The 19,989-nt window shown below is 45.5% G+C and carries 18 protein-coding genes; 3 read left to right on the forward strand and 15 right to left on the reverse strand.

Going from position 1 to position 19,989, the window contains the following annotated elements:
• Window positions 1-39: 39 nt before the first annotated feature.
• Window positions 40-2,877 carry a beta-glucosidase gene (locus GD630_RS10115; RefSeq protein ID WP_143868271.1) on the forward strand — a complete coding sequence of 946 codons (2,838 nt, stop codon included), beginning with the start codon at window positions 40-42 and terminating at the stop codon, window positions 2,875-2,877.
• Window positions 2,878-2,935: 58 nt separating this feature from the next.
• Here the strand turns inward: GD630_RS10115 and GD630_RS10120 are convergent, their stop codons facing one another.
• Genes GD630_RS10120 through GD630_RS10145 form a run of 6 tightly spaced genes read right to left on the reverse strand, consistent with a single transcriptional unit; the run spans window position 2,936 to window position 8,365 of the window.
• Window positions 2,936-3,601, reverse strand: coding sequence for a B3/B4 domain-containing protein (locus tag GD630_RS10120; RefSeq protein WP_143868348.1), 666 nt, complete (start codon window positions 3,599-3,601; stop codon window positions 2,936-2,938).
• Window positions 3,602-3,618: 17 nt separating this feature from the next.
• Entirely contained in the window at window positions 3,619-4,434 is an 816-nt protein-coding gene (gene pgeF, locus GD630_RS10125) for a peptidoglycan editing factor PgeF (RefSeq protein ID WP_143868270.1), read from the reverse strand.
• The gene (gene obgE, locus GD630_RS10130; protein ID WP_007765362.1) at window positions 4,431-5,594 is read right to left on the reverse strand and encodes a GTPase ObgE; all 1,164 of its coding nucleotides are present in this window, start codon (window positions 5,592-5,594) and stop codon (window positions 4,431-4,433) included. The genes pgeF and obgE overlap by 4 nt, the downstream gene beginning before the upstream one ends.
• Window positions 5,595-5,638: 44 nt before the next feature.
• On the reverse strand, window positions 5,639-6,208 hold the full coding sequence (locus GD630_RS10135) for an adenylate kinase (RefSeq protein WP_007765352.1): 570 nt from the start codon (window positions 6,206-6,208) through the stop codon (window positions 5,639-5,641).
• Between the two features lie 34 nt (window positions 6,209-6,242).
• Entirely contained in the window at window positions 6,243-6,779 is a 537-nt protein-coding gene (gene hpt / locus GD630_RS10140) for a hypoxanthine phosphoribosyltransferase (RefSeq protein WP_007757958.1), read from the reverse strand.
• A 41-nt stretch (window positions 6,780-6,820) separates the two neighbouring features.
• Window positions 6,821-8,365 (reverse strand): peptide MFS transporter, encoded by a 1,545-nt coding sequence (locus GD630_RS10145; RefSeq protein ID WP_143868269.1) that lies wholly within the window; start codon window positions 8,363-8,365, stop codon window positions 6,821-6,823.
• A 407-nt stretch (window positions 8,366-8,772) separates the two neighbouring features.
• Here GD630_RS10145 and GD630_RS10150 point away from each other — a divergent pair, with 407 nt between their 5' ends.
• A complete protein-coding gene (locus tag GD630_RS10150; RefSeq protein WP_143868268.1) occupies window positions 8,773-10,302 on the forward strand; it encodes an NAD(P)H-hydrate dehydratase in 1,530 nt (509 codons plus the stop codon).
• A 99-nt stretch (window positions 10,303-10,401) separates the two neighbouring features.
• Here the strand turns inward: GD630_RS10150 and GD630_RS10155 are convergent, their stop codons facing one another.
• Window positions 10,402-11,661 carry an ISAs1 family transposase gene (locus tag GD630_RS10155; RefSeq protein WP_238482981.1) on the reverse strand — a complete coding sequence of 420 codons (1,260 nt, stop codon included), beginning with the start codon at window positions 11,659-11,661 and terminating at the stop codon, window positions 10,402-10,404.
• Between the two features lie 236 nt (window positions 11,662-11,897).
• Between GD630_RS10155 and GD630_RS10160 the strand changes: the two genes are divergently transcribed.
• Complete coding sequence (locus tag GD630_RS10160; protein ID WP_143868955.1) at window positions 11,898-12,965, forward strand: DUF4831 family protein; 1,068 nt, start codon at window positions 11,898-11,900, stop codon at window positions 12,963-12,965.
• Window positions 12,966-12,995: 30 nt separating this feature from the next.
• On the opposite strand, the gene GD630_RS10165 is transcribed toward GD630_RS10160, so the two are convergent.
• The 8 genes from GD630_RS10165 to GD630_RS10200 form a co-directional block, all read right to left on the reverse strand.
• Complete coding sequence (locus tag GD630_RS10165) at window positions 12,996-13,346, reverse strand: PqqD family protein (RefSeq protein ID WP_143868953.1); 351 nt, start codon at window positions 13,344-13,346, stop codon at window positions 12,996-12,998.
• A gap of 5 nt (window positions 13,347-13,351) precedes the next feature.
• Window positions 13,352-14,740 carry an MFS transporter gene (locus GD630_RS10170; RefSeq protein WP_143868951.1) on the reverse strand — a complete coding sequence of 463 codons (1,389 nt, stop codon included), beginning with the start codon at window positions 14,738-14,740 and terminating at the stop codon, window positions 13,352-13,354.
• 187 nt (window positions 14,741-14,927) lie between these two features.
• Window positions 14,928-15,323 carry a preprotein translocase subunit SecG gene (gene secG, locus GD630_RS10175; protein WP_007765299.1) on the reverse strand — a complete coding sequence of 132 codons (396 nt, stop codon included), beginning with the start codon at window positions 15,321-15,323 and terminating at the stop codon, window positions 14,928-14,930.
• Between the two features lie 6 nt (window positions 15,324-15,329).
• On the reverse strand, window positions 15,330-16,088 hold the full coding sequence (locus GD630_RS10180; RefSeq protein WP_143868950.1) for a tetratricopeptide repeat protein: 759 nt from the start codon (window positions 16,086-16,088) through the stop codon (window positions 15,330-15,332).
• A gap of 5 nt (window positions 16,089-16,093) precedes the next feature.
• Entirely contained in the window at window positions 16,094-16,621 is a 528-nt protein-coding gene (gene lptE / locus GD630_RS10185) for an LPS assembly lipoprotein LptE (protein ID WP_007758308.1), read from the reverse strand.
• Complete coding sequence (locus GD630_RS10190) at window positions 16,608-17,837, reverse strand: sigma-54 interaction domain-containing protein (RefSeq protein ID WP_143868948.1); 1,230 nt, start codon at window positions 17,835-17,837, stop codon at window positions 16,608-16,610. Before GD630_RS10190 ends, lptE begins: the two co-directional genes overlap by 14 nt.
• A 7-nt stretch (window positions 17,838-17,844) precedes the next feature.
• Window positions 17,845-18,939: a 4-hydroxythreonine-4-phosphate dehydrogenase PdxA gene (gene pdxA, locus GD630_RS10195; RefSeq protein ID WP_007758311.1), complete on the reverse strand. Its 1,095-nt coding sequence runs from the start codon at window positions 18,937-18,939 to the stop codon at window positions 17,845-17,847.
• A gap of 4 nt (window positions 18,940-18,943) precedes the next feature.
• Window positions 18,944-19,984, reverse strand: a complete 1,041-nt coding sequence (locus GD630_RS10200) for a DUF4837 family protein (RefSeq protein ID WP_007765287.1) — start codon at window positions 19,982-19,984, stop codon at window positions 18,944-18,946.
• Window positions 19,985-19,989 lie beyond the last annotated feature (5 nt).

The raw sequence follows: 19,989 nt of genomic DNA on the forward strand, positions 1-19,989 counted from the left end.
CTTTACCGGGCAAATTTATTCTTAACACGAGAAAATACCATGAAGAAACTTTTACTCATTAGCCTGTTTCTAGGAAGTTGTGCTACCCTCCCTGCACAAAAAACATCCAAGATTCCTACTGTTTATAAGCCTGTCCGTACAGAAATGTACAAAAAAGGATGGATAGATTTCAATAAAAACGGTATTAAAGATGTATATGAAGACCCATCCGCACCCATTGACGCACGTATAGAAGATTTACTCAGCCAGATGACACTGGAGGAGAAAACGTGCCAGATGGTAACCCTTTATGGATATAAACGGGTACTGAAGGACGACTTACCTACGCCTGAATGGAAGAACCAACTATGGAAGGACGGAATCGGTGCTATCGACGAACATCTGAATGGTTTCCAACAATGGGGACTTCTTCCATCGGACAATGAATATGTATGGCCTGCCTCCAAACACGCTTGGGCATTGAATGAAGTACAACGTTTCTTTATTGAGGAGACACGTCTCGGCATTCCGACGGATTTCACCAATGAGGGAATCCGAGGAGTGGAGAGTTACAAAGCCACCAACTTCCCCACCCAACTGGGGCTAGGCCATACCTGGAACCGCCAACTGCTCCGTCAGATAGGACTAATCACCGGACGGGAAGCTCGTATGTTGGGATATACCAATGTATATGCCCCGATACTTGATGTAGGACGGGACCAACGTTGGGGGCGTTACGAAGAAGTTTACGGAGAATCACCTTATTTAGTCGCTGAATTAGGTATCGAAATGGTAAAAGGTATGCAACATAATCATCAAGTAGCGGCTACCGGGAAACATTTCATCGCATATAGCAACAACAAAGGTGCACGTGAAGGTATGGCACGTGTCGATCCGCAGATGTCTCCACGCGAAGTAGAGATGATTCATGTCTACCCTTTCAAAAGAGTGATTCGTGAAGCCGGACTGCTCGGTGTCATGAGTTCTTACAACGACTATGACGGTTTCCCGATTCAGAGCAGTTATTATTGGCTGACCACCCGCCTGCGTAGTGATATGGGGTTCCGTGGATATGTAGTATCGGACAGTGATGCAGTGGAATACCTTTACACCAAACATGGTACGGCAAAAGACATGAAAGAAGCGGTCCGCCAAAGCGTAGAAGCAGGGTTGAACATACGGTGCACATTCCGTTCACCGGATTCGTACGTACTGCCTCTAAGAGAATTGGTGAAAGAAGGGGGGCTCAGCGAAGAAATTATCAATGACCGGGTACGCGATATTCTGAGAGTGAAATTCCTTGTCGGTCTGTTCGACCATCCTTATCAGACTGATTTAAAGGGTGCAGATGAGGAAGTAGAGAAAGCCTCTAATGAGGAAATAGCCTTACAGGCCTCCCGTGAGTCTATCGTGCTCTTGAAGAATGATAAGAATGTACTGCCGTTGAATGCCTCAACTATCAAAAAGATAGCAGTATGCGGTCCGAATGCTGACGAACATTCATACGCACTTACCCATTACGGTCCTTTGGCCGTTGAAGTGACATCCGTACTGAAAGGCATTCAGGAGAAACTGGGAGGGAAAGCGGAGGTTCTTTATACGAAAGGCTGCGAACTAGTAGACGCCAACTGGCCGGAATCGGAATTGATGGAGTATCCCTTGAGCGAGAACGAACAAGAAGAAATAGAGAAAGCCGTCAGCCAGACAAAGCAGGCAGATGTAGCAGTGGTCGTGTTGGGCGGTGGACAACGTACCTGCGGAGAGAACAAATCCCGCAGCAGTCTTGATCTTCCCGGTCGTCAACTTGATTTGTTGAAAGCTGTAGTTGCTACCGGCAAACCTGTTGTACTAGTGCTAATCAACGGACGTCCGCTTTCCATCAACTGGGCGGATAAATTCGTACCTGCCATTCTCGAAGCCTGGTATCCTGGATCGAAAGGTGGAAAAGCGGTAGCAGACGTACTTTTCGGAGATTATAATCCGGGCGGCAAACTGACTGTTACTTTCCCAAAAACAGTGGGACAGATACCTTTCAATTTCCCTTGCAAGCCTTCCTCTCAAATTGACGGCGGCAAGAATCCGGGATTGAACGGTAATATGTCACGCGTCAATGGTGCTCTATATCCTTTCGGCTTCGGATTAAGCTATACTACTTTCGAATATTCCGATTTGAAAATATCTCCAGCCATCATCACTCCTAATCAAAAGACGTATGTCACTTGTAAAGTGACGAATACCGGCAAACGGGCAGGAGACGAAGTTGTCCAACTCTACGTACGTGATGTACTAAGCAGTGTCACAACATACGAAAAGAATCTGGCAGGGTTCGAACGGGTACATCTGAAACCGGGAGAAACAAAAGAAATTACGTTTCCGATAGACCGTAAAGCATTGGAACTGCCGAATGCCGATATGCACTGGGTGGTAGAGCCGGGAGAATTTACGCTAATGATAGGAGCCTCCTCTACGGATATCCGACTAAATGGAACATTAACCGTCTCCGGATATGGTGACAATGTAATATCCAAAAACACAAAAGATGATTCGCCTATCAGCGCAAGTACCAATCAAGGAACTGTCAATCATGTTATTGATAATGACTTATCTACTTTCTGGGAAGGGAATAAAGGAGATTACATTACTTTCGCTTTAGAGAATGAAGCCAAGATAAACAGTATATCTATTACTTTCAACCGTGAAAACAAGGTAAGTACCGATTTCGAGATTCAATTATCCAGTGGCGGAGGGCAATTCCTTACTGTATATTCCGGAACAATCGATACTTACAGCCAACCACTCACTTTTAACTTTAAAGAAACAATTGCCAGTGATTTACGTATCGTATTGGGCAGTGACCGGGTGGGAATAGCAGAAGTAAAATTACCTCAACTCAGATAATAAGAATCAATCAGAGATGCAGAGAGTATGTCAAAGCGCAGAATACAGGCAAAGCGGATTATTCAAAGAATAGAAGTTCGCCCCCGTCCGATTCCGCATAGTCTCTCAACAACGATTGAATCATCCCGGCAGCTTCTTTCAAACCTTCTTTGCCATTATAACCGTTGACAATAGCAAGAATATGGGTCGTATTGACATCCATTTTCGTACGCTCATGGTCACTGGTCGGTGTTCCTATCCCTCCGAAAGAATCACGATACACAGGCAATCCTTCGATATTCAGCACACCGCGTCCGATTCCCTCAAAGGGCTCTCCCGCCTTGCCGATACCCAGTTCAAGGCACGTGCCCTGTATCTTATCCGCATCGAACCCTCCGATAGAATGCCCCGTACGGAGAGAAACGAGATTTATGAGATCTACCAACGTATCAATCTGATATAAAGGAATCCCGCGCATCAGGCGACGGCGCAAAGCCTCTGCCGACGGGCGATAACGTCCGGGGTCCTTGCCACAACGCTTATATGCCTCACGAGTGGCTGCAATCACAGGCTGCCGTTTGATGTCTTCCATCTGCGTTGTGGAAGTCAGCTGTTCGGTGAAAGCATTGATTTCACGCCAGAGCCCTTCACTATAACTTGTGTTTCTGACTGTTGCATATACAGCTGCTCCGGCAAATACCGGACAAGCTTCTTTAATCTCTTGAGAAATGGAAATAGTATACATATTCAATGACAATAGTTTTATACAGTGTCCAACATGATTCCGGACAAAATACGTCCGGAACGAATCCCTAAACGGCGGGCGGAGAAGAACTCGTCACAATGGGTATAAGTGCAGATACCGGACAGTTCTATCTGACTGTCGGGAACGCCAAACGATAATAACTGTATCCGGTTAGCCTCCCACAAATCCAGATGATGTTTTCCGGTTTGCCCGTTCCACGTCGAAATACGGAGCATATCAAAATCTTGTTCTTTGAATGCTTCGTATACTTCTTCACCCACTTCAAAAGACTCCAATGAGATGCTCGGACCTATGCAGGCTATAACATCCTTACCTTCCGTTCCGAAAATACAGTGCATTTTCTCTAAAGTATCGCGAAGGATATGTGCCACTGTTCCCCGCCATCCGGCATGCACTGCCGCAATGGCTTGATGAGTACGGTCATACATCAAGACAGGCACACAGTCCGCCGTAGAAATACAGATGCAATATCCGGGTTCGGCAGTTATCAGCGCATCGATTCCATACAACGATTTTTCTTTCTGTTCAGGAGATAATCCGGTAAAAGTGTCCTCAATATGCAAAATCTCCGTACCATGTGTTTGCACAGGGACTACCAGTTCAACAAGAGACTGCGGCAATGCTTCCAAAAGTAGCTTTCTGTTAAGACACACCAGTTCCGGTTCGTCCCCACTGTAATGCGAACAGTTGAAAGACGCATAAGCCCCTTCACTGTACCCTCCCCGCCGGGTAGTTACAAAATGAGAAATGTTGGAATATGAGCTTAGCGACTCATATCCCAACATTCTTTTATCTTCTGTAAGTGAAATCATTTTTCTTCCCAATCTTCTTCTTCGTACTCATAGTCGATGTCCTCGTCATCATCCGCATCTTCCTCATATTCATAAACGATGTCTTCATCCTCGCCCATGTCTTTGAGTTCCTGTTGCAAGCGGGTCACGTCTTTCGGCCGGTGAACAATCGCCTCTATCTTGTTACTCTCCTTATTCAGTTCTTCCCAAAGGATGTCTTTCAACACCGAGATTCCTAAACCGGAAACAGAAGAGATGAATACGTGCGGTATGCCTTCGGGCAATGTAGGCTCGATTTCGTCCATCAGTTCCTGATCGAGCATATCGCTCTTGGTAATTGCCAACACCCGTTGTTTGTCCAGCATTTCAGGATTGAATGTACGCAGCTCGTTCAGCAAGATATCATATTCTTTACGGATATCATCGCTGTCCGCCGGAACCATAAACAACAATAAGGAGTTGCGTTCGATATGACGCAGGAAACGGAGTCCCAAACCCTTACCTTGACTGGCTCCCTCGATAATTCCAGGAATGTCCGCCATTACAAAAGATTTCCCGTCATGATAGGAAACGATACCCAGATTCGGTTCGAGTGTCGTAAACGGATAATCGGCAATCTTCGGTTTGGCAGCCGAAATGGAAGAAAGCAAGGTAGACTTTCCCGCATTCGGGAATCCTACCAGACCGACGTCGGCAAGTAGTTTCAACTCCATGATAACAGTCATTTCCTGCATCGGTTCTCCCGGCTGCGCAAAACGCGGAGCCTGGCGGGTTGCCGTCTTGAAATGCCAGTTACCTTGACCGCCGCGACCACCTTTAAGCAGAATCACTTCCTGCCCGTCTTCAGTCACATCACAAATGTACTCTCCGGTTTCGGCATTGTAAACAACCGTTCCGCAAGGTACTTCAATTATCTTATCCTCGCCGTCTTTGCCGAAACTACGTCCTTTACTTCCCGACTCTCCATGACCTGCCATCGCATGACGGTCAAACTTCAAGTGTAGCAAAGTCCAGTAGTTACGGTTACCGCGCAAGATGATATGGCCTCCTCTTCCGCCATCGCCCCCGTCGGGACCTCCGTTAGGACAATATTTCTCGCGCCTCATGTGCGTAGAGCCTCTTCCGCCCTTACCCGAGCGACAGTATATCTTTACGTAATCAACAAAATTCGATTCAGCCACGTTGGTTAATGATTAATTGGTTAGTGATTTATATTTAAAGAAGACTACAGTCCGTCCACCGCTCCACAGATATCCGCAAAGATACCCTCCATAGTGCCCAGACCGTTGATGTGTTGGTATTTCTTTTCGTTCTTGTACCAGTCAATCAACGGAGCAGTCTGCGAGTGATATACGTGCAGACGTTTCTTGATCGTCTCTTCATTGTCGTCAGCACGGCCGGAGTCCTTACCGCGTTTGATAAGGCGTACCATCAGTTCATCCTCCGGAACATCCAAATCGAGCATTACAGAAACATCCTGTCCTCTTTCCGCCAACATTTTTTTTAATGCTTCCGCCTGTGCAATTGTTCTTGGGAAACCATCGAAAATTACACCTTTGCTATCTTTAAAGCTATCAAATACGCTTGCCAGAATATCAATCATCAATTCGTCGGGAATCAATTGGCCTTGATCGATATAACCTTTAGCCGTTTTACCCAGTTCTGTGCCGTTCTTGATTTCAGCACGCAATACATCTCCGGTTGAGATGTGATTGATTCCATACTTTTCTACAATACGTTCGCTCTGCGTCCCTTTGCCGGAACCCGGAGCACCGAAAATTACAATGTTCAACATCTTTTTTACCTAAAAAATTAATTTGTATTTGAATTTAGTCTACTACTGTGTAAATGTCGGGATAGTTACGTCCGAAGCCGTCATAGTCCAGACCGTATCCCACGATAAAGTCATTCGGTATCTCCATCGCTACATACTCGATGTTGAGGTCTACCTTCAACTTCTCCGGTTTCACCAGCAGAGAAGCGATGTGAATTTCCTGCGGATTGCGTGTACCTAATGTATCCAGCAGACGTTGCATGGTGAGCCCCGTATCCACAATATCTTCTACAATGACAACCGTACGTCCGGCAATGTCTTCATTCAAACCGATTACCTCTTTGATAACTCCTGTGGAAGTTACTCCCTGATAAGAAGCCAGCTTCACGAATGAGATCTCACAAGGAATCGTAATATGCTTCAATAGGTCGGCGGTAAACATAAAAGAACCGTTCAACACACTAAGGAAAAGCGGATTCTTACCTGCCAAATCGCGATTGATTTCGTTCGCTACACGAATCACTTCTTTCTGAATATCCTGTTCCTTAATAGAAACGGTAAACTGTTTGTCTTTTATCTGAATGGTATCCATAACCGGTTATTTTAAAAAAGTTGTCGCAAAAATACAATTTTTTATTCTACTCCGTGCATCATCTTCTGTAATTTCTTCGACAGCAGGAACAGAATCAGTGAGGCGACGCCCGACATTACCACAAATACCATAAAGAAATCGTACATCGTTGCAATCTGGAAGCCCAGAATGGTCTTTACTTTTCCGTCTTCGGGATAAAGGCCACTCAACATACCGGCAAATTTGTTAGCGGTGGCAGTGGAAAGATACCATATACCCATCATCAGGGAAGCAAAACGCAACGGACTCAGTTTGTTCACCATAGAAAGCCCGATAGGCGACAGGGCAATTTCACCCATAGTGTGGATAAAGTAAAGTCCCGTCAGCCAAATCATACTTACTTTCACTCCCGGAACCGCATCTTTCACTCCGAAACAGATGAAAAGATATCCCAAAGAGAGTAGCAGGAGGCCGATAGCCTGCTTGGTAGGGGAAGAAGGTTCCATTTTCCGTTTGTTCAGGAAACTCCATACCCCCGGCATGATGTAAGCCAGTACAACAACGAAAAGCGGATTGAAGGATTGAAACCAGGAAGCAGGCATTTCCCAACCCAAAATATCGCGGTTGGTCTGTTCGGAGGCAAAAAGCGTCAGAGAAGCTCCCGCCTGTTCATAGGCAGCCCAGAAGAAAATCACAAAAAAGGCGACGATATAAATGACAAAAATACGGCTACGCTCTATCTTTGTCAACGAACCATCCAACAGAATAAGTACCGGAAAGACGATGCAAGCCGTGAAAATACCGACACTAATCCAGTCACCTGTGAATATGTAGCCGAAGAATGCCAATAGAACAGCAGTCAAGGCAGTTATTATTATGAGATTACGTATTTTTGTCCGTGCGTCCATCTTCGGGTGAGAGATGTGATCGGCCTTATCTTCTTTCTTCTCACGTTTTGCATCGGGGATGATACCGATAGCTTCGCCGGATGGAGAGAAAAGATATTTATTCTTTTGGGTTTCAAAAAGTATGACGGTAAATAGCGTCATGATTCCGGCTGCCAGAAATCCCCATTTAAAATCATGCGGATCACCGGTGTCTCCCAAGTAACCGCAAATCAATGGAGCAGTAAAAGAACCGACATTCACTCCCATATAGAAAATGGTATATGCCGCATCTAACCGTTTGTCGCCCGGCTCGTAAAGCTGTCCAACCAGCGATGATACCGTCGGCTTAAAGCAACCGTTACCCAGAATCAAAAAGCCGAGTCCGCCATACATCAGCCAATGTGCCAGTTCGGTATTGTTCAATGTGGAAGCACTCATAAACATCAGGAACTGCCCGACGGCCATCATCACCGCACCCCAGAACACTGAACGGCGAATGCCCCAATATTTATCGGCTATATATCCGCCAATCAACGGAGTCAGATAAACCAATCCGGTATAGCTGCCGTAAATAGACGCGGCCGCTTCTTTATCAAACAGTAAAGCTTGGGTCAGAAAGAGAATGAAAATCGCACGCATACCGTAGTAGCTGAAACGTTCTGCCGTGCTTGTTGCAAAAATCAGATAAAGGCCTTTAGGATGCCCTTTCAATGCGCTCATGAGTTTATGTTTTAGTAGTTTATGGAGCGCAAAGGTACAAAAAACTAAATAAAATGCCTTAAAAAAGTTACTCTCTATTGAATGTAAACTTACTAACGATAGGTTATAAAGTTCTTTTCTACTATTCCTAAACTATAAACGAAGCTTGCGTTTATAAAAACAAAGGCTTTGATTATATAAACGCAAGCTTCATTTATATAATCAGAGGCTTCGTTTATAGTTTTATTACTGATAAAAGAAAGTTTATTACCTATACAAAAGAACTTTATATCCCGTAGAAAAGAACTTATCGACCTATATTCTGACGGTCGTCTACCTACAATAAATGTGTTTTCTTCCTATAACAAACCGGAAAAGTCAGAAGAATCATGTACATTTGTGGGTAGAAAACTAAAAAGAACATCACAATGAAAATATTTCCAAGCAGCAGTATCAAGAAATTGGACGCTTATACCATTGAGCACGAACCGATTGCATCAATTGACCTGATGGAACGTGCGGCAACAGTACTGACAAAAGCCATCACAGACAGATGGAGCACGGATACCCCCGTCACCGTTTTTGCCGGACCGGGAAACAATGGCGGAGACGCGTTAGCCATAGCCCGCATGATGGCCGAAAAAGGATATAAGACAGAAGTATACCTCTTTAATACTAAAGGAAATCTTTCACCCGACTGCCAGACGAACAAGGAATTGGTGGAAATGATGGAAGAAGTTACATTCCACGAAATCAGTACGCAGTTCGTACCGCCGACTCTGACACCGGAACATTTGGTGATCGACGGGCTATTCGGGTCGGGACTGAACAAGCCGTTAAGCGGAGGTTTCGCTGCCGTAGTAAAGTACATCAATGCTTCTCCCGCCACAGTCGTTGCCATCGATATTCCTTCGGGGCTGATGGGAGAAGAGAACACGTTCAACGTGAAAAGCAATATCATCCGCGCAGACGTTACTTTCAGCCTGCAACTGCCGAAACTTGCCTTCCTTTTTGCCGAAAACACAGAGTTTGTCGGTGAATGGGAATTGTTGGATATCCAGTTGAGCGAAGAAGGAATCGAAGAAACGGAGACAAACTACGAAATGCTGGAGATAGAAGAAATCCGTTCACTTATCAAGCCACGCAAACAGTTTGCACACAAAGGGAACTTCGGTCACGCGTTGCTGATAGCAGGGTCAAAAGGAATGGCGGGAGCCTCCGTACTTGCCGCCCGCGCCTGCCTCCGTTCCGGTGTAGGATTACTGACCGTACATGCCCCGATATGCAATTATGATATTTTGCAAATGTCCGCACCGGAGGCTATGGTAGAGACGGACGCCAGCGAAAACTATTTCGCCGTGCCGACCGACACCGATGATTACCAAGCAGTCGGCATAGGTCCGGGACTGGGGCGGAACGAGGAAACAGAAGCTGCCCTGATAGAGCAACTGGAACATTGCCAGACTCCCGTAGTATTGGACGCCGATGCACTGAATATCCTTGCCAATCATCGCCATACACTCACACATCTGCCGAAAGGCTCTATCCTCACTCCCCACCCGAAGGAGCTGGAACGCCTGACCGGCAAATGTCAGGATTCTTACGAGCGATTGACGAAGGCTTGTGAGCTTGCCCATACCGCCCATGTTCACATCGTTCTAAAAGGTGCTTACTCCGCCATCATTACTCCCGAAGGCAAATGTTTCTTCAATCCGACCGGAAATCCGGGAATGGCAACCGGAGGTAGCGGCGATGTGCTGACAGGAGTGATTCTGGCTCTGCTTGCACAGGGGTACTCCAGCGAAGAAGCTGCCAAAATAGGTACGTACATTCACGGATTGGCAGGAGACATCGCACAGAAGAAACAAGGTATGACCGGGCTGATTGCAAGTGATATTATCACCTGCCTGCCCGCAGCTTGGCGGCTTGTAAGCACGGCTTTTTCATTTAAGCTTTGATTTAGGGATATAATCTCCCTACCCATGCCAGTGCGGCATGGGAGCTAATCCAGTTGTTGATAATCAATAATTTACAAATATATCAAATCTAAATTTTTCTCATTTTTGAGCCAGAAAATGTAACACCTTAGTGAAGCTTACCGATAATTCCCTTGTTATCTCAGCTGTACCTTTTCGCTTATCTGATATTTTTTTCCTTCTGTTCTTCCAAACAGCAATCAGTGCCAAGACCATCCTTTGAATTGTGTCGAGGTTTCTAGCCGCCCGTTCAGCCTTACGCTTTATACTATCCTGCCGGAGGTTTCGGTCAAGATCCCAGTGCATGCTTTCAATAGCCCAATGCTGTTTGGTTATCTGACTAAGCCGCTCTGCACTGCTATCCAGGCTTGAAATGTAGAGTCGCTGTTCAGATGTAGTCTTGCCATCAGACTTTTTCTCGGTAGATGTGAGTATTTCTATAACAGTCAAATTGCCATTCCATTTTTCCTTGTCGACAATAAGTTCTTCCCCACGGTATATACGGCATATCCTTGACTCAATCCTGCCGTGTTCCAAGTATGGACCTTCCTTGTAGACATCAGTGGGGGTGGCGGTCTTTATAGAGTCTTCAAGGCCATAACGCAAAGATCTTTGATTCGCCTTGAGTTCGATCACGAAGTCTGCTCCCTTATCTCTAATCTTGTCTATTATTACCTTTTGGAATGACATGGCATCTGCTGTGACCACACATCCTGACACGTCTAGTTTGTCCAATAACCGGGGCACGGATTTGATTTCATTACTTTTCTCCTTGCAAACATCAGTAGCCAGAGTAAAGCCCGAACCAAGTGAGTATGCAGATACGATATCAGGGTTACGTCCGTTCTCGTACAAGGTACCTCGCATGGCCTTGCCATCAATACAAATGATATCAGTTGCCGAAGAGGATATTTCCTTGCGGAAAACGTCTGCAAAAGCAGACATTCGGTCAGCCATCTTTTCATCGTCTATGCTTTGAAACACACGGCAAAGCGTAGCTTCTGACGGCAAACCATATGGAAATAGCCCTTTCGCCTGCAGGCGTTTCAAGTGGCGTTTGCCAAATTGAAGTATTTCAGCTCTGGTAATACACTTGCTGAGCCTCCCCAATATGACAAGCATGAGTATGTCTTCAAGTTTGTGTTTGAAGTTTCCCCTGCTTGTTCTGCGGTATTCAGGGACTGAGGATACAAATTTTCTCAAATGAGTCATGATGCTGCCACGAAGACAGTCAAGGTGTTTTTTCTTTAGTGGTATTGTACGTAAAAACTTGTATATCAATAAAATAAATCGTATTTTTGCTATCGCAAAAACAAAGGCGGAAGACAATATTAACACCATATCTTATTGAATTCCGCCTAAAAAAAATAAAAATGAACGATAAGAAGAAACACCTAAGGCGGTGCTTCCGCATCGCTGCGCACGAATATAAGGAATTTTACTGCAATAACAAGCGATGAACAATATTTCTTAAATGAAAAAGCCGTGGCTTGTAAGCGAATAAAAGTTAAGAACTTAGTGTTTATTTCAATAACTTCATTAACTTTGTTTTCAAAACAGTTAAAAAAGAACCGAATATGAAAAAACTGATTATAGCGGCGGGCCTGCTGATGACGACCTCCGCCTACGCACAGACCGAAGTATTGACAGGAGTCACTCGTGGAAAAGACTACGGAGTGGTATATAGTCTTCCCAAGACTCAAATAGAGCTTGAAATAAAAGCGAATAAAGTGAAGTATACTCCGGGTGAATTCAGTAAGTACGCCGACCGCTATTTACGGTTGAACAACGTCTCTACCGATCCCGAAGTGTATTGGGAACTGGCAAGCGTAAAAGTGAAATCCGTAGGAGTGCCCAATGGCGACGCTACTTACTTTGTGAAATTGAAAGATAAAACGGTAGCTCCTCTTATGGAACTGACCGAGGATGGTATCGTAAAGTCCATCAACGTGCCTTACAGCCAAAACGGTTCTGCAAAGAAGAATACTCCGACCGCTCCTGCCGGACAGGTGAGCGCCAATCCCCGCGACTTCCTGACCGAAGAGATTCTGATGGCAAACTCCACCGCCAAGATGGCGGAACTGGTAGCCAAAGAAATCTATAATATCCGCGAAAGCAAAAACGCATTATTACGCGGACAGGCCGACAATATGCCGTCGGACGGTGCGCAGCTCAAAATCATGATAGACAACCTGAACTTGCAGGAAGAAGCCATGACCAAAATGTTCTCCGGCATACGGGAAAAAGAAGAAAAGACCTTCACCGTACGCCTTACACCGGATAAAGAGTTCAGTAATGAAGTGGCTTTCCGCTTTTCCAAGAAACTGGGCGTGGTTGCCAACAACGACTTGGCAGGAACTCCGTTCTATATCAGCTTGAAAGACTTGAAAACGGTAAAAATACCGCAGGAAGACGGAAAGAAGAAAAAAGACTTGGAAGGAATCGCTTACAATGTACCCGGACAGGCATTGGTTACACTGACCGACGGAAAGAAGAAACTTTATGAAGGTGAACTCCCTGTCACTCAGTTTGGTATAATAGAGTATCTGGCTCCGGTTCTATTCAATAAGAACTCGACTATCAAAGTGTACTTTGACCCGAATACCGGAGGATTGCTTAAAGTGGATAGAGAAGAAGGAAAATAGAAGGAACGCATTATCCATATTTTCTTCTCTTTACTCAATCGGCTTCATTAACTTTATAAATCCGTCTTTCTGCATCTGAGAAAGATAGATAGTGATACGCGACTCGTAGCCCGCTTCATGATGGAAGTGGTCTGCGAGTTTCTCTATAATCTCACGTACCGTACGTTTCCCATCTATCAGTTCCCATACAGCCGTACCGTGTTCCTCCAAATATATCCGACGCTCTTTCGACATCCCTTTCGGTACAAGAAAGCGTTGCATCCACGAATACTTAAAACGGGGAAAGGAGAGCACAATAGTCTCTCCTTCCCGTTCTGCTGTTATATGTTCACTGCGACAGGGAATAACCTCTAACAGGTTTGTTTTCTCTTTGCCAGCCATCGTTTTTATTTCTGAATATTTGCTTCCTCCAAACCGTAACCTTTCTTTCTGTTCTCTGCTTTCAACATCAAAGCAACGATCAAAGCCAATATGCCAAAGAGAGCAAAAATACTCATCGGCAATGTATAGTCATAGGTTTGCGCGCCATCCACTACCGGACCTTTGCAATAAGAATTCAGTACCCATCCGATCAACAAAGGCACACCCATCAATCCCCAATTCTGTACCCAGAAGATCAAGGCATAAGCCGTACCCAATTGTTTTTCCGGAATAATCTTCGGAACAGAAGGCCACATGGCCGAAGGTACCAACGAGAAAGCAAATCCCAAGATAATCATGATAATCGTAGCAAACCACCATACATTCAGGATAGGCAGAGCGAACATGGTATGCACGAATATCAACATGACAGATCCGATAACCATCAATGTAGCCCCCTTACCGATACGGTCATACAAGGAACCGAACAACGGTGTCAACACAATAGCGCCGATCGGCAACAGTCCGGGAATAGTTCCCGCCAATTTCGGGTCCACGCTATACTTCTGAACCATCAAATCGGCGGCATACTTGATGAACGGGAACACAGCCGAATAGAACAGCACACACAGAAGGGCAATCAACCAGAATCCCTTGTTGGTAATGATATACACAATATCTTTCATACGGAACGGTTCTTCCGGTTCCAATCCTTCCGCATCCAACGACGCATCCAGTTTCTTATCGTAGAAAGTATAAATGAAGAAGGCGATTGTACCTACACACAACATTATGAGACAAAACAAAATAGGAGCAGGAATATTGGTATGGAACGCACCGCCTTCGTCCGTATATCCGAAGAAGTCCGCCAAAGGAACAGTCATCACCATAGCCAAAGTCGTCCCGATACGCGCCGTAGCCATTTCAAGTCCCATAGCCAACGCCATTTCTTTACCCTTAAACCATTTGACGATAATCTTGGAAACAGTGATTCCCGCAATCTCGACACCCACACCGAAGATGGCATATCCCAATGCGGCAAGAGTCACTTGGGTCTTGAAGCCGAAAAGCATGGCGCCTTCGGGGAAGGTAGTAGAAATGGCATAGTATTTCAATCCACAGCCGAATACCATCAACAGACATGCCCCCATTCCGGTAAAACGGACACCCATCTTATCCAGAATGATACCACCGAAGATCAACATCAACAAGAATACGTTAAACCAGCCGTATGCACTTGTGAAGAAACCGTAATCAAGGCTATCCCATAATAATTCTTTCTCAAGCATGGGTTTTAGCGGAGACATTACGTCAGTGAGGAAATAGCCGCATAGCATAGTAAAAGCGACCAATGCAAGAACACTCCAGCGTAACACTGCGGAGTCATTCAATTTCTTTTTTAATTGTTCTGTCATTGTTATATTTAAAAAGTGATTAATAATCTAAAACAATTAAGCGCGGATTACACTGACCACCCGGAACATTGAGAATCCGTGTAATCCGCGTAATCCGCGCCTAACAATATGTTAATGTGACAATATGCTAATATGCCAATGTACTGCGAAACGCCGAACGAAAACTGGCATAACGGCAAATTATTAATTATTCTGCTGCAGGAGCAGGAGTTTCAGTAGCCGGCGCCGGAGTCTCGGTAGCTGGCGCATCAGCAGCAGGAGCTTCTGTTTGCGGTGCAGCTGTACCTGCGGGCAAGTTATACGGGTTAGTTTGTTGTTCCTTCTGTGCCTGTTCCAACACTGCGTCTGTAGCAACAGCCGAACTAGGAACCACATAAGCGGTAGCAATGCTCATTACAACCATAAAGATAGCCAAACCCCATGTTGCTTTTTCAAGAAAATCTGTAGTCTTGCGCACGCCCATAATAGCGTTAGATGAAGAAAAACCGGAAGCAAGTCCGCCTCCTTTTGAGTTCTGAATCAGCACGATGAAGCACATCAACAGGGCTGCAATCACCATTAAGATAACGAATAATAAGTACATTTTTAGTTATTTTGAATTAGCGTTAATAATCAATTTCTCCAAAAATCTGATTTGGTCTGCAAAGTAAGCATTTTTTTTTGGATATTTCAAGCTTAATTTTTTAATTATTTCAAGAGCTTTTGAATATCGTTGCTGTTTAACATAGATTTTAGCCAAAGTTTCTGTAAAACAGCTATCATCTTCCTCTTCTTCCCCACTCACCGTATCCGATTCATCACTCATTGCATCCGATTCCTCCCGCAAAGGTTTTATATGCAACGGAGCGTCGCTTTCACTCTTTTCTATGAAATCGTCGATCAGTTCAAATCCCTTTAGCTTAGGTGCTTCTTCCGTCGATTCATCCGTTCCGGGAGTCTCCTCAAGCAGATAGGAAGTATAGTCCATCGAATAGTCGAAGCCGGTTTGGGCGGTCACTTCCTCCGGTGCCGTAGCCAGGAAAGCGTCAATCAAAGCCAATGTACGGTCTACCGAAGGCTCGTCTTTCAGCACCTCAGTCAAAGGAACTCCTTTTTTCCGCGACTGAAGATCGAAACGGCTGCCTTCAATCAGTTGAAACAACTTCCGCCGGTCGGCTATATAGAGAACGGCCTTTCGCAGCTCCCCGCCGAAACTGATATCATGGAGAATATACAGATTTTTGAGATACAACAGACGAAGCGACTGAAAATACGGATACCTCGCAAGCAGATTGCGCAACTCGTACAAAGTATCCCTATTCAGCGTCTCCGGATGCTGAATCCATTGTTGAAAGTTAACAGAAGTCATTTATATTACCAGTTTGCTACGGTTGCATTGAATATTTGGTCGGTGATCTCTTTTGACATTTCAGCTATCAGCCCGTCCTGCACGGCAGTCAGCAATTGACTGGAGTCGTAGGTACGGAAAGCGGAGAACTGCTGTTCAAAGTCTTCGGCATGATTTGTGTTGTTGACAAAACGGACGTTCACCGTGATGGTCAGCTTCGTTTCCGAAGAATAACCATCGGCGGACACCGCCTGGTTATACTGATTATATCCCGTGATCTCACCGTCAATCTGCAAGTCCGCATTCTGATTCGGCTTCAGCAATTGCAGACGGGTCTGGCGGATAAATATATCTTTCAGGTCTTCATTGAACTTCGTCGCCAACGGGGCATACACATACTCCGACTTTATCGGGAAATCGGCAATGGAAATCGTCTTCACCTTATCATAGTTGATAGATGAGCCGTTAAACTTATAGGAAACAGTGCACGCGATGACCGCCAATGGCAAAACCGCCAGCAGCAGAGGGCGTGTTATCTTTTTAATCCAAATCATATTCTTTTATTTTTCTATAAAGTGTACGCTCGGAAATGTTCAAATCCTTAGCCGCACTCTTCCGTTTTCCATGATGTCTCTCAAGTGCTTTGCGTATCATTTCTTTTTCTACTTCATCCAGCGACAGGGACTCTTCCACATATTCTTCCGTGTCCTGAATATCGTCATCATCTTTGCAGACAGCCGGTTGCTGTACCGGATGAATAATGGCAGGAACCGAAGGTTGCGCCGTCACTACCGGAGTGGCAACCACCGCACTGACCGGGCTTACCTGTCCGGCACGTTCAGCCATCAGATTGTGCACCATCTTTTTCAGTTCCGCCACTTCCTGCCGCATATCGAACAGAACGGAATAAAGAATCTCCCGCTCGCTTTCAAAACCCTTGCTCTCACGTGTACCCAGCAATGCGGGAAGACGTTGTGTATTCTGTGCGGGAAGATAAGTTTGCAAGATGGCATCGTTAATCTCCCTGTTAGTTTCAATAATCGAAATCTGCTCGGTGATATTCTTCAACTGGCGCACATTTCCCGGCCATGGATAGGCCAGCAATTCTTTCTTAGCGTCTTCCGTCAACTGAATGGCCGGCATTCTGTACTTCTCTGCAAAGTCGGCGGCGAACTTACGGAACAACAGGAGTACATCGTCTCCGCGTTCACGAAGAGGCGGTATCTGGATAGGCACGGTATTCAAGCGATAGTACAGGTCTTCACGGAAACGTCCCTCCGCAATGGCTTGCGTAAGATTGACGTTGGTAGCCGCCACAATACGCACATCCGTCTTTTGTACACGTGACGAACCGACTTTGATAAACTCACCGCTCTCCAGCACACGGAGCAGCCGCGCCTGAGTAGGCATGGGCAACTCCCCTACTTCATCAAGGAAGATTGTCCCTCCGTCGGCTTCTCCGAAATAACCTTTCCGCTCGCCGATCGCACCGGTAAACGCACCTTTCTCATGTCCGAACAGTTCGGAATCAATTGTGCCTTCCGGAATCGCTCCACAGTTGACAGCGATATACTGTCCGTGCTTTCTCCGGCTATATTGATGAATAATCTGCGGGAAACTTTCTTTTCCGACACCACTTTCTCCGGTAATCAGCACAGACAAATCGGTAGGAGCCACTTGAATAGCAATATCAATGGCGCGTGATAAAGCTTCGGTATTACCAATAATACCGAAACGTTGTTTCACTTGTTGTAACTCCGCTCTTGTCATTACTCTTTTACTCTTCGTCTACTGTATCCAGTTTCAGTTTATCACTATCATCCCGTTTCTCGTAATACTGTTTCCGTAACGGATTCGCACGGGCCGCTTTTTCCCGTTGACGATTGCGGAACACATCAATGGCGACATAGACTGCCTGACGGAAAGAGTCTTCACTCGCCAGCCCCTGCCCTGCAATGTCATATGCCGTGCCGTGTGCCGGAGAAGTGCGAACCACCGGCAACCCAGCCGTATAGTTCACGCCGTCGTCCATTGCCAGTGCCTTGAACGGAGCCAATCCCTGATCATGGTACATCGCCAGAATACCGTCGAAATGAGTATAATTGCCCGAACCCATAAAACCGTCGGCCGCATAAGGACCGTAGCACAGGATTCCTTTTTCTTCCATTTCCTTCATGGCAGGAATGATCACTTCCTGTTCTTCCATTCCCAGCAAACCACCGTCACCGGCATGAGGATTGAGCGACAGTACTGCAATGCGCGGAGCACCGATACCGAAATCCTGTTTCAGGCAACGATGAAATATCATCAGCTTCTCCTGAATCAATTCTTTGGTAATCGTTGTCGCAATCTCCCGGACAGGGATATGCGTTGTCACCAAAGCTACACGGAAATCATTCTTCATCAGAATCATCAATGACTTATTGCCATTGCCCAGCCGTTCCTCGATATACTCGGTATGTCCGGGAAATGAGAACTCTTCCGACTGAATGGTATGTTTATTGATCGGCGCCGTTACAATAACGTCAATCAACCCCTCACGATACTCTTCGATGGCACGCTCTAATGCGCCCAATGCAGCTTTACCGGCTTCAGGATCCGGTTTGGAGAATTCCACTTTTACCTCATCATCGGTACAGTTCACTACACTCAGCCGGTTGTATCCCGCTTCGGAAGCACTGTTAATTATACTGAAATTAGCCTGAACATCCAATGCTTTCCGGTGATAGGCAGCCACTTTCGGCGATCCGTAAATAATCGGAGTGCACAGCTCCAGCATAGTAGGATCCGAGAAAGTCTTTAAGATCACTTCATAACCTACCCCGTTTATATCTCCTTGGGTAATGCCGATTCTTATTTTGTTATCTTCCATGTTTTTATTTATTAGTTTGTTCCGCTTCCTTAGTTTCCTCTCCCAATGGAATCTGGTTCTGCTGAACTTCGTTCGGAAGTTTCAGCGTGTACAGAGAGGCTTCCATCTGGCGAACCAGGTTGCGTTTCATTTTATCAGGTGAATAGACAAATATTTCTGCTGTAATGATTCGTTGGTTCTTCTCGTCAAGACGGGTATGCGACACATACGGACCACCCATAAAGTCACCCTTCATGCGCCACAGTCCGCGCGCTTCCATCGTGTAGCTGTTCTGCACATTGATGGGGCGGACATCCGTCAGCAAGCTGTCGGTTGCCATATAAACGCCTTCCTTGAATCCGGGAATATTGGCTTTCATCACAGAGTCACGTTTATGGACAAAATATTCTTTGGTAAACGTATCCTTATCCGTATAAGGATAAGAGTACATCACGAAGTTACGGTCGGCAGTACCGGTATTGGTAGAAGCCCAGAAGAAGTCTTCCCCCGTCTTTGAATTAGTCAGCTCGGCAGGCAGCCAGATATCGCAACCGAACAAGCTGTCCACCTTGTTTGAAATAAAGTTGCTGTGCTTCTTTTCGAGCGAAGTGATCTGGCGGTTCATTTCCGCACGGGTGAAGAAATTGATAATCGTCTGTCTGTTCTCCTTCACAAACTTCTCGAACTCTTCTTCGTTCGGAGCCTGGATAGTCAATATCATCTGCGGATTGGCATACACATCTTTCGCATATTTGAAAGAGGCCTTTGTATATATATCCTGTATATCTACAATAATAATGTTGCGTATCAACTTCAGCGTAGAGTCATAATCTTTGGGTGAAGTGTACATGATGCGGAAAGAAGGTTCCGATTGCGGCAATCCGGGCATATCGGAATCGAGTGCATCATGCAAGGCTCTTCCTGCCGCACGATCCCAAACACCGTGGTCTACTACTACCAAAAGCTCGTATGCACGTCCACTAGAAGTGTGGTTTCCTTTCAGACCACAAGAAGCAAAGACAAAGGTTACCAAAGCAATGCTCAAATAAGAAAAGTACTTTTTCATGATGT

This window comes from Bacteroides zhangwenhongii (assembly GCF_009193325.2).
Lineage (GTDB): Bacteria > Bacteroidota > Bacteroidia > Bacteroidales > Bacteroidaceae > Bacteroides > Bacteroides zhangwenhongii.